The organism is Rhizobium sp. S96, assembly GCF_030382195.1.
Taxonomy (GTDB): domain Bacteria; phylum Pseudomonadota; class Alphaproteobacteria; order Rhizobiales; family Rhizobiaceae; genus Rhizobium.
In genome coordinates this window covers 1-15,454 of the sequence record NZ_JAUDRY010000009.1, presented here as the reverse complement: position 1 = coordinate 15,454, position 15,454 = coordinate 1, and the positions used below count along the sequence as shown (strand labels likewise).

Below are 15,454 nucleotides of genomic sequence, written 5' to 3'. Positions count from 1 at the left end.
TCTCCTCTTGTAGGGATAGTGCCAATTCCTCCTCATCGGTCGGCATCACATTGGAGGCAGAACTCTGGCCTCCTTCCGAACCGAATAACACGATCAATGTTATAGTGTAATATCTGCGTGATAAAGCCTTTTATCCACCCCAGCCTCGCAGCGGCGCCGATAAAAACAGTTATGCCATTGATATTATGGACAATACCAATGGCATATTTCAGATCAACTTAAGGTGCGAAATGCCGCGACTGCCCTTACCGGGCGATCGAGAACGACATGTTGACGGTGATGTTGTAGCTCGTCTCGCCGCCCTGAACCGGCACGGCCGAATCGGCACCCGCCTTCATCATCGCCGCGCGAAACACAGGAACAGGCTGCGGCCGCGGCCCGTCTTCCCTGATCTCGATGACGTTGCCGAGCTTGACGCCGGCAGCCTCGGCGAGCGTTCTCGCCTTTCTCATCGCATCGGCGACGGCATCTTTTCGCGCCGCCTCCATGGCGCTCTCCGGCTTGTCATTGGTAAACTGGATATCCCCACCCTGGTTGACGCCGAGCGTCACCGACTGGTCGATGATCGCCCCGAGCTTCGAGAGATCGCGAACCCGCACGGTCAGCGAATTGGAAACCTGGTAACCCAGCAATTCGGGCGGTTGCGGCTGCCCGTCACTGCTCTGCGGAAAACGAAACTGCGGCTGAACCGAGAAACCGGATGTCTGCAGGTCGCGTTCGGCCACGCCTGCCTTTTTCAAGGCATCGAGAACGTCGCTCATCGCCTTGTTGTTTCCGTCAAGCGCCTCGCGAGCGGTCTTTTCCACCTTGACGACCGACAGGTTGAGCACCGCCATATCAGGCGCGATCGACGAGCTGCCCTCACCGGCAACAGAAATAACGGACGGCGGCGTATCGGCAGCCAGCGCAGGCACACTGGCGGAAGCCGCAATCGGCAAGCCGAGCAGAAGACCGAAGGCAATCGTTTTGTTTTGCAGCAATGGCATGTTTTCACTCCCCGATTGTGATTTACGCCTTCCCTCTTGCCGTTTGATTGTGAAGCTATTGCGGCAGTCCCTTGTGACGATTGAAGAATTGCGTTAGAGCGAAACCGCACCGGCGAACCATTGCGCCGAGCGCACGACGACACCGTCGTCGCGGGCCTGTAGCTCAATGGTTAGAGCCGGCGGCTCATAACCGCTTGGTTGGGGGTTCGAGTCCCTCCGGGCCCACCATTATTCCTCTGTTGCGTTGGAATTGCTGAAAAACCTTGTAAACTAAGGCTTACTAGCTGCTGTGGCTCCAGCGTTGTAGTAATAAAACCTATAAATGGCCAAACCGCGAGGTCTGGCCACGCCAGCCACAAGAGTGCGTGTCACGATTTTTCGCGCGGCCCCTCAGAGATCCAACGTTTCAAATGCGCGATTCGGAATCGTGGATTCGGCAGCAAAGAACTCTGCAGCAGCCGGCTGCTACCCCAGTCGTCTGAAGGCAGACGTCACGGGAACCACTTCAGAACCTCCGGGCGCCTACCGCGATAGAACTCACACGTCCACGTTGGATATCACCGGCACGCTTTCAGAATATTCCGTTGTACAGATTGGAACGCACCGCCGCGGATCCAAGGGCCCATGACCCTGTTACGCTCAAATGCGTGCTATTAAAATAAAGAGCTTTCCCATCCAGGTATGGTGAGCATTCGCCGTACGGGCAGATAAGCGAATTGAAATCGTAGTACTCGACGCCCTCTATGCCAGAAATCGCATGCTTGACCGACGCATTGATGGAAGCAATTTCGGCAGAGAGATCTGCTTGTTTTGCTTGGCAATCGATCGGCAATCGGAGAGCTTTTGCAGCACAAAGCCGATCGTAGTCAGGAAACGCCACCACCTGACCTAGGACGGTGACTCGTTTACCTGCCTTTCTTAAAGATGAAATCGTCTTCGCAAATTCGGCCAAGAAGCCCTCGTCCTCACGTGCGAAGTAGTTTGAATATGCCGCAGATATGATGATGTGGTCATAATTCGGAAGCAGGGTTTTTGTTACGAGGTCGGCGGAGTACTGGCAATCCCGCGCTCTTCGACCGGACGAAAAGTGGCCAGCGTTTTGCAACAGCGGTGGGCAGTCGGAATGAGCAATGTTGCGAAACGATATGCCATCAACTTTTGCCAGTTCGCCCAGAATACCAATGTAATGCGAGGCATTGCTGTCGCCCCAAACGAGGGTTCGCGCCGAACCTCCGCTGCCAATCAAGCACTTGGGATTTTGAGTTTGTTTTGCTGAAAGGCGGGATGCTTGGCAGACGTACGAATATCGGAAGGCTTGTTTTGTCTGCTCTTCCACCAGCGCAACATTCTCCTTGTAATCTGCAGGTGTTAGCACTGGTATGAAACCACCAGCCTTGATGATGATGACACCAGCAATGAGTATTACCGCGGCCGGAGTTGCTGCCATCGTCGTGAAAATGCGAGAAAACGATTGCTGAGAGTGGCGAAACCGCTCCTCTATCAGCCGGTATGATCCAATAGAGAGGATCAGGATCGTAAGAAAAACAACCATCCCGGACACTAAGCCGATCTCGATATCCAGATAGCGCATATATGCGAGCAGTGGCCAATGCCAAAGATACATAGAGTACGACAGTTTTCCTATTTGCCGGGCGGGCCAGAGAGAAAGAACTGATGTGAGAAATTGAGGCTTCGTGCCAGATATAAGGAGCGCAACGGCCCCCGCTGTTAGCGGGATGGCATTAATACCGGGGAATGGTGTGGTCTCGTGCAAGAACATTGCGCTGCCCGCCACGGCACCCAAGCCCAAGAAGCCTGCTATCAGTAAGAGGTTTGGCGAGGCACATTCCACTATCTTCGTTCGCGACAGCGAAAACGCGAGCCCGCCAGCGCAGAGTTGAAATGCGCGCGATGGCAACATGTAGTAGGCTGAGGTGAAGTTATAGGTTCTTAACCAAAACTCACCCCAAGCAGCGCTGGCTACCACGATAACGATAAAACTGGGGATGGCCCAGCGAGGGCGCTTCAGGAGGACGTACAGCAAAAGTGGCCAGAGAAGATAGAACTGTTCCTCAACCCCCAATGACCACATATGCAGCAACGGGATGGTTCGGCTGTCGGGGGCGAAATAGCCTGTATCCAGGAACAAAGAGAAATAGATGTTGGCCGCTGAGAATACAGTCGCGATGGCGGAATGCGAAAGCCGGACTAGGTCGCTAGGTAGAAGTATGATGGCTCCCACGGCCAGCGTAGCTGCCGTAACAAAGAACATAGCCGGTGCAATTCTGCGAAGTCGACGCCGGTAAAATTCGAGAAAGTCCGCGATCGATGACAGGTTGTCAGCGTAGATCCGTTGGGTAATGATATAACCCGATATAACGAAAAACAGATCGACCCCCACAAATCCGCCCGGAATCAGGGCCGCGTTGATGTGGAATATAACAACGAACAACACTGCGATTGCTCGAAGTCCCTCGATGTCAGCGCGGAATATGTTAGGTCGCTCTTCTGCCAATTTTCTGGTCCTTGGATGTCGGCAGCACAATGCGGCCGCGAGCAGTTCCGTCAATATTCTGCTCTCGATTATTTCGGCCACTCCCCGCAAGCGCCTTTCGGGTGTTGCGTTGCAGAGACAGAGCTAGGCTAGGCCGGCGAAAACGCGTCTTAGTGCCTTCTTGGGTAAGCGGTTCGTGCCTAAACCGCGAAAGAGCCTGCCGGAGTAGGCGGCTTTCTGCGAAGACATGCGTCACGCCACATCTTGTGCACCGAGGGACCGATGCCCCACACATCCGGATATCAAAGAAACAAGGTCTCGTGCAGAATTGCCGATAAGAACGCCATATCATGCATCCACGAAAGCGAACAAAAGGCGCTGACTCGGCAGAGGCTGCTCTCGGACAAGACGCGTATTATTTCTTCTCTTCGTCGCGTTTGCTGCTGAAAAGCGCGTGGTATTCATCGTTCGCTTTTTCAAGGTCGTCATGGCGACCGATATCTAGCCAATACTCATGAAGCGGGAATGCCGCCCTTTTCCTGTTGTCGATATTTTCGAACAGCGAGGGCATATCAAAGTATTTTTCAGCTGGAATTAGCTGAAGCGCTTCAGGATTGATTACATAGATGCCCGCGTTGACAAAGAAATCGTATACCGGTTTTTCCGTGAAGCTTTTGATGTGTTGATGTTCGACATCGACCACGCCGTAGGGCAGCTGGTATTGATATCGATTTAATCCCATTGTTGCCAGCGCCATGTTCTCATAGTGGAACGAAAGCAATTGCCCGAAATTAGCCGAGGTCAGTATATCCCCATTCATCACGATCAACGGATGAGTTGGCTTGAAATTCAATAGTGACAACGCCCCAGCTGTTCCCATCCGAGTGCTCTCGCGAACATAAGTGATTTCTACTCCAAACTTTGCGCCGTCCTCGAAATACTCCTCAATGACCTGGGCAAGGTGGTTCACACATAGGGTAATCGAACGGAAACCCTGCGTCTGGAACTGCTCGATGATGGTCTCCAGGATCGGTCGCCCCCCCACCGAGATCATTGGCTTTGGCACTGTCTCGGTAACTGGTCGAAGTCGTGTTCCCAATCCACCCGCCATGATTACCACGGGGTGAAGGGCGATCGCCGGGTGCTGCAGATCGTCGGCATAAACAATGTCGACGACGACGCCGGCAGGTGTGAGGATCGGCATCTGACGCAAGCTGTGCTTTCGGAGCAGCGCTAGGATCTCTGATCGTGATGCGGCCTCAGTGGTAGTCCGCGGCGCGGAATACATGACGTCAGCAGCCATGGTATCCAGCGTCGCGCCACGCAGGATACCTCGACGGATGTCGCCATCTGTAATCGTGCCGACGAGTTTGCCTGCTTCATCGGTTACAAGAGCGATCTCACCGCCGCTTGCCTCGATGCACGACACGGCTACCGAGAGCGGCTGGTCCGCCCTAAGGCTGATTTCGGCGATCGAATGACTCTTCATTTGCAAACCTTGTTCATTCAAGCAGTTCGGCAACGGAGTGGCCCATTTGCCCACGAATTTCAATTGCCGATTCGCCAAGGAAGCCAAAAAGACTTGATGTTCCCAAACGGTGGATGCATACGAGCGCGGTATAACATGGTAGGCAGAAAACGATTGTCCGGAACGAGGCATACCGATTGTGTAGCGTTGGTGACCGCTCGGGGAGGTTCAAAACGCCTTCCTGGGAAGAATATCCGGCAATTGGGGGGACGGCCACTAATTGCCTGGAGCATCGCCGCAGCGCTCAAATCTCTTCATGTTCGTAGAGTGATCGTATCGACCGACTGTGTCGAGATTGCAGAGGCAGCAAGACAAGCGGGGGGCGAAGTACCATTTCTGCGCCCGCCGGAGCTTTCCGGTGACCATGCCGCTCATCAGGACGTCGTCGCGCACGCAGTAGACTGGCTGGAGCGCGACGAAGGTCGACTACCGGAGTTTCTCTGCCTGTTGCAGCCCACAAGCCCTCTGCGATGCGCATCGGATATTGATGCAACCTTGGACCTCATCATCGAAACAGAGGCAGACTGCGCTTTCGCCGTTTCGTCGGTTACGACACACCCCGCTCTCATGTACAGGCTTGACGGGCCGAAGGCGTCCCCGTACCTCCCTCCGCGTGACGGCTATGTTCGAACCCAGGATCTTGATCCTTTGTACTATGTGAACGGGGCGGTCTACGTGGTGCGCCCGAGCACATTTCGAGAACGCCAAACCTTGTTGTCCCAACACCCTGTCGCATATGTCATGGGTCACGAACGAGCGGTGGATATCGATCATGAGTGGGACTTCAGACTCGCTGAAATCCTTTTAGCAATGCGATCGGACTAGGCGACGATTCGCACCATGCGGATTGTCCGCGCGGTTGGCGGCGCCAGATACAGCCGGATTGAGAAATTTAAGAGATATGAGATGAACGCTACGCCGCTACACACAATTGCCACTGGTCGTTTGAGTTCTCTTTTCGACGTGGACGTTGCCTTGCTCGAGGAGAAGCTACAGCATGCGATCAGCGGCAAGCGCATCCTCGTCGTGGGCGGAGCCGGGTCTATCGGCTCAAGTACCGTACTACAGCTCATCACGCGAATGCCTAAAGCGCTCCATGTAATTGACCAGAATGAGAATGGGCTGGCTGAACTCGTCCGGCAGCTCCGCTCGAGACCGTCTGATTGGTCAGTCAAAGACTTCCAGGCGTTGCCGCTGGATTATGGTTCGGCGGCCGCCAGACACTTCCTTTACGCGCAGCAGGAATACGATTTGGTTCTAAACTTCGCGGCGCTGAAGCACGTCCGCTCCGAGAAGGATCCCTTCTCGACCTTGCAGATGTTTGAGACAAATCTCGTCAAACAAGTTCGTCTGATGACGTGGCTCGCCGAACGCGGCTTCGCGGGGCGCCTATTCACTGTCTCCACCGACAAAGCGGCCAATCCTTCATCAATGATGGGAGCAACGAAGCGCGTCATGGAGCACGTGCTTTTCAGTTCAAGTGCCGCACGCGCCCTTAGCGGTCCAAAGTCATCCGCACGTTTTGCGAATGTGGCCTTTTCGAATGGATCCCTCCTGCAAGGATTTCAAAACCGGCTTGCACGTGGCGAGCCCTTGGCCGCGCCTATCGACACGCGACGTTACTTCGTCTCCCTCGCGGAGTCGGGACAAATCTGTGCAATCGCTTCGACCGTGGTTCCGGACATGTCCATCGTCATTCCCAAGCTCAATCCAAACGAGCATCTCATATTGCTTCACGATATCGCCGAACGTTTCTTGAAGTGGCATGGTTTTTCGCCGGCGATCTATCAAGACGAAAAAGCGGCGTGCGCCAATGTCGAGAATGAGCGCAGCCGTGGCCGCTGGCCCTTGCTTTTGACCCCGCTTGATACCGCCGGGGAGAAGCCGTATGAGGAGTTTACGACCGCTGCCGAGCGTCGCGCAGACTTGGGCTTACCCAACCTTGAAACCGTTGAGTATGATCTGGCCAGCCAAGCGGCAGTCGACCAAGTCGTTGCTGAAGTCTGCAAGCTGCTAGAGGATCCCAAAACCGTGGTGAGCAAAGATCTTCTCAAGGAGATCATCGCAATCGTCGAGCCCGGGTTTCTAGAAACACATCGGGACTCCAAGACCTACCTCGATCAACGACTTTGATGAACCCGCGCGGGGACACCATAGATCGTGCTCCCACTTGCACAGTCCTCTATGACAACTGCGCCCGCTCCCACTGTGGCGCCGTCTCCAATTGTTAGGCCTTCGACAACCGTGGCGCCAACGCCGACATGTGCTCCGCATCCAACAGCTACATTGCCTGAGCAGGTGACACCCGGCGCTATGTGGACATGATCACCAATGCGGCAATCATGGTCAATACTCGCGCGGGTGTTGACAATGGTATTGTTGCCTATCCGGGTCCCCGCTTGAATAACGCTGCCGGCCATAATCACCGTGCCGTGTCCAATTGTAGACGACGGCGAGACAACAGCGGAAGGGTGGACCACCGTCAGCGGCTCAAGCCCCACCGACAAAGCTAGACCATAGAGTTGAGGACGCAGCGTCGACCCGCCACGTACGCTGCCAACGCCAATCACAAAATGCGTGGCTTTGTGCCTCTGAGAGATCGCCGCAATGTCGGCATCGGCTCCTAGAACCGGAAACCCCAATACGGATTGCGATGTCGCAGTCTCGCAGATCAGTCCGACGATCTCGACAGGCTCTTCTCGACCGATCAGAGAAAGGGCATCTAGCACGACCCGGGCGTGGCCGCCCGCGCCAAAACAAACCACCCGTATTGTCACAACCCTACCCTCACCTTTCGAGATCCGACAACTCGATCGGTTCACCGAGACCCAATTCTCTCGTCGTGCGACTCCCGACGACGGTCGCGTAGTATTTAGGCGCAAGTCCAGTGGCCGGCCGTAGCACGGAAACATCCCCTGCCGTTAAAATCGTCCCCGCAGGCAGAGGACGCGCAGCTTTGAGTCCCCTTCGCACCAACCTACGTGCCTCAAACTCAGACGGCCGTGGCTGTTTTACACCGTCACCCAGCAAGGTTTCGACGGTGTCAATTGCGGTAATCATGTTTGCAAGTTCGTGGGGCTCGATCGAGGCGGCGTGATCCGGACCTTTCATCGTGCGATCGAGCGTAACATGCTTTTCAATGACCTGCGCGCCGAGAGCGACGGCTATCGGAGCAGCGAATATTCCGTCGGTGTGGTCGGAATACCCCACGGGAAGTCTGAGTTCGCGAGCCAAGGTTTGCATCGCCAACAGGTTCACATCGTCGACAGCCGTGGGATAAGCGCTGGTGCAATGCAAGACGGTCAATGCCGGATGCTCGATGTCGCGATTCAACTGGACTTGGCTTATCAGGGTAGCTGCTTCTTTCACTTCTTCAAGATCCGCCATACCAGTGGATAGAATGATTGGCAGGCCTCTCGAAGCACAATCCTGCAGATAGGGAATGTTTGTGATCTCTCCCGAAGGTATCTTTATTCGCTTCACACCGATGTCGCACAACAAGTTCAACGAGCGGCTGTCGAATGCGGTGGACATGAATTCGATTCCACAGGCCTCACAATGAGCCGCCAGCAAGCGGTGATCCTCGTCGCTTAACTCGAGGGCGCGCAGCATAGCGTGTTGGTCCTCTGCGCCACTAGCCTTTTGGTAACCCACCGTGTCGGTGTTGGGGGTGACGATCGTATCCGCAGTGAACGATTGGAACTTTGCGGCCTGTGCGCCTGCTTTCGCCGCTTCATCGATTAGCTTCAAAGCGAGATCGAGGCTGCCATTGTGATTGACGCCAATTTCCGCAATTACAAAGGTCTTCACGATCGATATCCGCCTATTTGATTGACTTTCCCGGTATTAGCTTCTTTCTGGAACCTGCCGCAAGATCACATAGGCCTTCAAAGGAATTTCGCATGCGCAGTGTACTCGTCGTAACGGTGGGTCGCTCGGATTACGGCATCTACCGTCCGCTTTTGGAGCGGATCAGAGCCTCGTCTAAGCTTAACTACCGCCTATTGGTCAGCGGAGGGCATCTATCGCGACGAGCAGGCTACACTGTCGAGGAAATAGAGGCCGACGCGCAGCCAATCGCGGCGTTGCTTCCTCTGCCGGATACATTGGACAGCCAGGCGCAGACTACCAGGGCAATGGCCACCGCCATGTCTAGCATGGCGGATCATCTTGCGCAGGAGCGGCCTGATATCATTTTGGTGCTGGGCGACCGCTTTGAAATGTTCGCAATTGCTGCCGCATCAGTCCCCTTCAATATTCCGATAGCTCATATCCATGGTGGTGAACTTTCTTTTGGTGCGATAGACGATGCATTCCGCCACGCCATCACGAAGATGGCCCATCTTCATTTTGCGAGCACCGCTGAATATGCCGGCCGGATCATCCGGATGGGGGAGGAACCATGGCGGGTTACAGTAAGTGGGGCGCCGGCACTCGACAATCTCCTGATTGCCAAGCTCCCTGAACGTTCAGACCTTGAAAAGAGATTTGGAATTTCTTTGGAGCGGGCACCTCTTTTGGTGACCTTTCATCCAGTGACCAGACGCATCGAGACCGTACAACAGGAGGTTGCTGCGATTATCATGGCGTTGCAGCAATTTGACATCCCCATCGTGTTCACCGCGCCCAATGTAGATGCCGGGAGTGATGTCATCCGACGTCTAATTCAGGAATTTTGCCAGGAGAGACCCTATAGCTTCTTTGTCGAGAGCTTCGGCGCGCTCAATTACTTGGCCATGCTGCGCTATTCCGCGGCGATGTTGGGGAATTCATCAAGTGGTCTAATCGAAACGCCATCATTCATGTTGCCCACGGTCAATGTCGGCGATAGACAACAGGGCCGTACACGGGCCCGCAATGTAATTGACGTCGAAGCCACCAGCGAGGCCATCGCAGCGGGTCTGCAGACTGCGCTTGATCCGAGTTTCAGGGCGGGGCTGGCTGGTTTGGTTAGTCCCTATGGGGATGGCCACGCGGCAGACCGCATTGTGAAGGTTCTCGAAGAGGTTGATTTGGATGCAGGCTTGCTAGTTAAGCGGTTTTACGATGGCGCCGAGCAAAGCACGTGAGCGCGGCTCCACGCACGCACCTCATCAACGACGTAGGCTTGGTCGTCCGACGTCAGATTTGTTGAGCAGGGAAGCGTCACGATCTTGTCCCAAAGATATTCGCTGACGGGCAAGGCCGCTCGAGGAGCGTTCTTATAGGGCGCCTGGAGATGCATTGGCTTCCAAAATGGACGTGCATCTATGTGCCGCTCGCGCAACGCTTGGCGGAGTCTGGCGCCTCTTGCGCCCCCATCCGGAGAATCGAAATAGAAGCCAGAGAACCAGGCCGCACTTTCTCCCCAACTGGGATTGGGAAAGGCCTTAGCGCCTGAGATGTCCTGAAACGCCTCTTGGTAAGTAGCCGCAATTCGCCGCTTGGCCGCAACGAATGCATCGAGCTGTTCCATTTGCGCACAGCCGACGGCGGCTTGTAAGTTCGTCATGCGATAGTTGTACCCGACAACATCATGGTCGTAATCGGTGCCGACCCTAGCCGTTGTTGTAAGGTGACGGAAGGCCTGCATGAGATCCTTGCTGCAGCACACCACCGCACCACCGCCACCAGCCGTGACGGTTTTGTTGCCATTGAACGAGTACATGGTGAAATCAGCACCAAGGGCCCCCGAGCGATGCGCTCTATAGGTCGCCCCCAATGCGGCCGCGCCATCAACCACAACCGGCAATCCGGAACTCTTTGCGACCTGAATGATTGCATCCATGTCTGCGGGAATTCCCAGTGTAAAAACGGGCACGATAGCGGAGACACGGCGTCCCGATGGTATGTGAATTCGCTCTCCGGCCCTGATTTCTGTGTTCTTCGCGATCTGCTCGCCCACCTGGCGAGCATCGAGAGTCCAACTATCTCGGTCGACGTCGAAGAGCCAAGGAGTGGCCCCGCAATGCGAGATGGCGTTTGCAGATGCAATAAACGTCAGGGCTGGGCAGATAACCAAATCATTATGCTTAACGCCCACCGTCAAAAGCGCAGCATGCAGCGCGGTGGTGCCAGCTGACGTCGCGACAGCATAGGGCGCGCCTGCCGCAGCGGCCACCATTTCCTCAAATTTCGTAACATATGGCCCGACACTGGAAACGAATGTCGACGTCACACAATCGGATAAGTACTTTTCTTCGTTTCCTGCGAGATTGGGTACGGCTAGTTGTATCATAGGAACCTTCTGTAGGCTGATTTGAAGAGTTCGCCTGCTACCCTGGCTTTACGCAGGTAACGTGTTGCGTGCGTAATGTATTTGTTTCTACGGTGGGATTTTTCGATCAGCTGCTGAATCGATTCAGCAACTGAGTTGATGTCCGGAATGGAAGAAACAGCTGTCGTTCTAGTCAAGAGTTCCCCCGAAATGGCGGAAGCTATTCCACTGGGGTGACCGCTGCTGAGCCGAAAACCCGTGGAAGTGCAATATGGCTCAAGAAACTCTTTCGAAAGAGGAGAATATGCAACGACCGGGTGTCCTAAGTGAAATGCCTCGATCCCCACGGACGAATATCCCGTGACCACAACATCCACAGAATTGAGCACGGAAGTGAGCGGAAAACGATCTACGAAATGTATTCCGTCCATCTCCGCGGGATTTGGATCCAGTCGCCTCACCCCGGGATGCCGCCTCACCCAGAGTTCGGTATTACTGGGAACGGAGTTGCGAAGCAACTCTAGCCACTTCTCATCTTCCTTGTATTGCAAGAAAATCCCTGCGATCTTTTTGCCTTTACTACGAGTCTGCTCAGCAAAATGCAGTAATTCATCACTAAGTTGGCTGTACCGAGCAAAACCTGTGGAGGCCGGTTCTTGAGCAGAGCCGTACGCTTCAACCAATTTTTCAAGCTGAAAATGTCCGGGACCAATTATTTTAGACCTGCCGCGAGTGAGAGGATATCCATCAAGGTTCTCGTGGTCATGCTTGGTCCAGCAAAGAAAATGGTCCGGAACGCAAGACATCGACTCGTTCTTCAACTCCGGCCAGGAATAGGCGTGGTGATATCGACCTTGAAGCCCGTGCTGAATGTCGACGGTAGGTATGCCGAGTGATTTCGCGGCAGACACTGCGCCCCAACCGTGGGCGCTATAGTAGTTAGTTACGAAAAGGCACTTGAGCGCGGCGTTGCTTTTAAAGACCTGCTGGTAGTGGACGCGCAGCTTCAGCGTGTTTTCGATTTGTTTTAAGATGCTTTTTTGGGTTTTATCATCGATCCCGCCGTCGCCCCCTAGAGAGGTTGATAGACGTTCCTGGAGTTTGCTCAGTTCGCCTTTCGAGCGTGAATCTATCTTGGCTCGGCGCACCTTGTCCGAGAGACTGATGCTCGGAAAGGCGCAAACACGATTTTCGGGCACGCTGTCATAGTAGGCAGTTAGCGTGCGAATCCCCTTTTTCCCCAAGGCATTTCTAAGGGGGTCGAGGTGTGGATTGAGAAGAATTCCGTCTATCTCGATCGCCGGGGCGACATTTGCAAGAAACAAGACATCACAATCGAAGTGGAGGTCCGGCGAACTCGAGCTATCGGTCGCAGAAGGAACATCTACAGCTTTGATGGGCGCTCTTGCGACGAAACGTGTCCGCTGGTTTCGATTGAGCTCTCCCATGATGATGGTGGCCTTGATTATCGGCCAAACATCAAGGCCCTCGATTTGAAGACGCCGCAGCGCATCGAGGTCTCCGTCGCCTTCAAGCCTGCTCAACCACGAAAGCCACTGCTTGCGCGTCGCTTGTTCGTCTGCCGTAATATCGTCTGCAGGGCCTTCGGACTCGCGGTCAATATTCATCGGCTAAGCTTCTCCGTTACCGGGTGTTCGGAAAACAGGAAAAAGGCACGCGGTCAAGGCAATAATCCAATTTACGTTCGCAGAACCAACCGAGAGTGGATTGACTAGTTAAGGCTTAAATCATCGATAGGCATCACCTATCGGAAGTGAGGGACCCATTGATTGACCAACACTAGATGCGCTTATTGCGGGGTTGCATACGCAAGCTGTGCCATTTATGAAATTTTGCTGAGATCAAGTTTGAATTCTCAAGATTGTTCAGTAAAAACAATAAACATTCTCGCCGCCCCGTCATTTCGTTTGAAACAGAGTCTGGCGCATGTGAGGTAGGAGCCGCCGCCTAGCTAGCTTAGTTTAGGTCTGGCACACATTTTTGTTGGCGCTCGAACCGTGGACTTTTATACCCCGTTGAACACGAGGGAACGAGTCACATGGTGTCAGATCAAAACCACTTTGAAGTCGAGTTTGATATCGATGGCAAAATCGTCGATTTCCTAACCTCGACTCTTCTCGACGCCACCCCAGAAGAGCGCGTTCGTCAACGATACCTTCGCGTTCTCCACTATGAGTATGGATATCCCAAGGAGTTCATGAAAAGAGAGGTGGCGATCCATCACGGAAGCTCGCTGCTAACCGATACTCGCGGTCGGCCCGTGCGCGCGGATATCGTTATCTACAGAGACGCTGCCGCCTGCGCATCTAAGGACCAGGGGCGAATATACCTCGTCATAGAGTGCAAGGCTCCGAGCATCAAAGCCGGCCACAACCAACTTGTCTCCTATGTTTTCAATACGAGCGCCGAGGGTGGCGTCTGGTTTAACGGCTCAGGAGAGGATGATGAAGTTGCCTACTTCCGTCGTGTCTCTGCTCCTGAGAGCGAATTCAAAGAGTGGATTGGTATCCCGCGCTATAAGGAGGCATGGGACGCGCTCGGTCGTCGCAAGAAAGTAGACCTCAAGAAACCGAAGGACATAAAGGGCCTGCTCCGGCGTTGCCACAATCGTCTACACGGGCGTGGCAATGACAGCGAGGAAGAGGATCTGACCATGGATATGGTTAGGATTATGCTCGCAAAAGCGATGGACGAAGAAGGCACTGATCCCCTGCCATCCTTCTATTGCACCCCAGAAGAATACATCTCTGAAGCCGGCATAAATTCGGTCAAAGGGCGTATAGCGAAGCTATTCGACGACGTGAAGCGGGCCAACCGAGATGTATTCAACGAGCACGAGCGGATCACAGTCGGAGCGAGAGCAGTCGCCGACGTTGTCGTTGAACTGCAAGAGTACAGCCTACTTTCAAGCTCGGGTGCAGCCCACGAATGGGACCTTATGGGGCATGCTTACGAGCAGTACGCATCCGTGTACCTGAAGCGCGAAAAAGGCCAATTTTTCACAAACCGGCTTGCGGTCGATCTCATGGTGTCGATGGTGCAGCCCGACTACATGGATGTGATTCTGGACCCTGCCGGAGGCTCGGGAGGCTTCTTAACTGGGACTATGCGATATGTTCGCAATCGTATCGTCGACAGTGAAGGCAGCGAAATAGCCAAACAGAGACAACTCGAACGGCACAAAAAGAACCTGTTTCTCGTAGACGCTAGCCGACGACTGGTGAAGGTCGCGAAAACGGCCATGATCCTCAACGGAGACGGCCACGCCGGCATGACCGCTGGCGATAGCCTTGGTTCATATGAATCATTTGACAAGACAATCGTTAGTCAGGCCGGTCGCTGCGTACCTACCGTTATTCTGACAAACCCTCCGTTTGCTGGTGTCGGCGATGGACGGATCACACATGAAGAAGTGCTTCGTCGCTTTGATGCGGGCAAGCGATGGGTAGAAGTTGATGGTGAATACCGGAAGACTGAGGAGTTTGCACCGGATGGAGTGCCACCTGAACTTCTCTTCTTTGAAAGGTGCGTGGACTGGCTTAAGCCTGGGGGTAAACTCGGAATCGTTCTTCCCAAGAGCTTCTTAGATACTCAAACATATCGCCCGGGTAGAGAGATCCTCTTCGCTCGATGCCGCCTGTTGGCTATCATAAATTGTCACAAAAACACCTTCCAGCCCTTCACTGGGGTGCGAACGTGTATTGTTTTTGTCCAGAAGCTAGCCGAAGGCGAAAGCGCGCCCTCGAACTATCCGATATTCATGGCAATCTCGCGCAAAATTGGTCAGGATAGCGAGGGTGTCCCAATCTACAAGAAGGACGCGCTCAACAATCCAACTGACGAGCTTGACGATGACCTGGCAGACATCGGAAAGGCCTTTGATGATTTCAGGCAGGGAAAGCTCAAGAGCTCAGGCTATTTCTTTGCGGTCGACCGGAGCAAGATTGAGAAGAATCTGAACATCAATCCACAACTGTTTCTTCCTCACCTCAATGAGACTTTGGAGGCCATCCAAGGTCTTGATGGTGCTGATGGATGGTCGGTCTCGACCATTGGAGCAATGTCGACCGGCATCAAGATTTTCAAGGGGCCCCGTTTCAAGAGTGAGTCGATTATTGTTGACGATGACCTTGCCCCGTTGAAATAATCCATTTTGAAGTAAGCTCTGGCCCATTGAGAGGACCAGGGAATGAAGCGCAGCCGTTTCACAGACGAACAGATTATCGGCA

11 protein-coding genes and 1 tRNA gene are annotated in these 15,454 nt (G+C 54.1%); 5 read left to right on the top strand and 7 right to left on the bottom strand.

Annotated features, from left to right (window positions below):
• Positions 1 to 245: 245 nt before the first annotated feature.
• Positions 246 to 986, bottom strand: a complete 741-nt coding sequence (locus QTL94_RS11095; protein ID WP_289801576.1) for an SIMPL domain-containing protein — start codon at positions 984 to 986, stop codon at positions 246 to 248.
• A 152-nt stretch (positions 987 to 1,138) separates the two neighbouring features.
• Here QTL94_RS11095 and QTL94_RS11090 point away from each other — a divergent pair.
• Positions 1,139 to 1,214: transfer RNA gene (locus tag QTL94_RS11090), tRNA-Ile, on the top strand.
• Positions 1,215 to 1,557: 343 nt separating this feature from the next.
• Here the strand turns inward: QTL94_RS11090 and QTL94_RS11085 are convergent.
• Positions 1,558 to 3,501, bottom strand: coding sequence for an acyltransferase family protein (locus QTL94_RS11085; protein WP_289801575.1), 1,944 nt, complete (start codon positions 3,499 to 3,501; stop codon positions 1,558 to 1,560).
• A gap of 394 nt (positions 3,502 to 3,895) precedes the next feature.
• Positions 3,896 to 5,023, bottom strand: a complete 1,128-nt coding sequence (locus tag QTL94_RS11080; RefSeq protein WP_289801743.1) for a nucleotidyltransferase family protein — start codon at positions 5,021 to 5,023, stop codon at positions 3,896 to 3,898.
• On the opposite strand from QTL94_RS11080, the gene QTL94_RS28325 reads away from it, so the two are divergent.
• Positions 4,958 to 5,833, top strand: a complete 876-nt coding sequence (locus tag QTL94_RS28325; protein WP_354666056.1) for an acylneuraminate cytidylyltransferase family protein — start codon at positions 4,958 to 4,960, stop codon at positions 5,831 to 5,833. The genes QTL94_RS11080 and QTL94_RS28325 overlap by 66 nt on opposite strands.
• An 81-nt stretch (positions 5,834 to 5,914) precedes the next feature.
• The gene (locus tag QTL94_RS11075) at positions 5,915 to 7,141 is read left to right on the top strand and encodes a polysaccharide biosynthesis protein (protein WP_289801574.1); all 1,227 of its coding nucleotides are present in this window, start codon (positions 5,915 to 5,917) and stop codon (positions 7,139 to 7,141) included.
• On the opposite strand, the gene QTL94_RS28320 is transcribed toward QTL94_RS11075, so the two are convergent.
• Together QTL94_RS28320 and neuB are read right to left on the bottom strand one after the other, a co-directional pair.
• Positions 7,129 to 7,773 (bottom strand): acetyltransferase, encoded by a 645-nt coding sequence (locus QTL94_RS28320; protein ID WP_354666059.1) that lies wholly within the window; start codon positions 7,771 to 7,773, stop codon positions 7,129 to 7,131. The two genes, QTL94_RS11075 and QTL94_RS28320, sit on opposite strands and share 13 nt — an antisense overlap.
• A 22-nt stretch (positions 7,774 to 7,795) precedes the next feature.
• Positions 7,796 to 8,818 carry an N-acetylneuraminate synthase gene (neuB, locus tag QTL94_RS11070; protein ID WP_289801573.1) on the bottom strand — a complete coding sequence of 341 codons (1,023 nt, stop codon included), beginning with the start codon at positions 8,816 to 8,818 and terminating at the stop codon, positions 7,796 to 7,798.
• Between the two features lie 92 nt (positions 8,819 to 8,910).
• On the opposite strand from neuB, the gene neuC reads away from it, so the two are divergent.
• A complete protein-coding gene (gene neuC / locus QTL94_RS11065; protein ID WP_289801572.1) occupies positions 8,911 to 10,077 on the top strand; it encodes a UDP-N-acetylglucosamine 2-epimerase in 1,167 nt (388 codons plus the stop codon).
• On the opposite strand, the gene QTL94_RS11060 is transcribed toward neuC, so the two are convergent.
• Positions 10,050 to 11,225 (bottom strand): aminotransferase class I/II-fold pyridoxal phosphate-dependent enzyme, encoded by a 1,176-nt coding sequence (locus QTL94_RS11060; RefSeq protein ID WP_289801571.1) that lies wholly within the window; start codon positions 11,223 to 11,225, stop codon positions 10,050 to 10,052. The genes neuC and QTL94_RS11060 overlap by 28 nt on opposite strands.
• Positions 11,222 to 12,832, bottom strand: coding sequence for a capsular polysaccharide export protein, LipB/KpsS family (locus QTL94_RS11055; protein ID WP_289801570.1), 1,611 nt, complete (start codon positions 12,830 to 12,832; stop codon positions 11,222 to 11,224). The genes QTL94_RS11060 and QTL94_RS11055 overlap by 4 nt, the downstream gene beginning before the upstream one ends.
• Before the next feature lie 431 nt (positions 12,833 to 13,263).
• On the opposite strand from QTL94_RS11055, the gene QTL94_RS11050 reads away from it, so the two are divergent.
• A complete protein-coding gene (locus QTL94_RS11050) occupies positions 13,264 to 15,372 on the top strand; it encodes a type I restriction-modification system subunit M (protein WP_289801569.1) in 2,109 nt (702 codons plus the stop codon).
• The last annotated feature ends 82 nt before the right edge of the window (positions 15,373 to 15,454 follow it).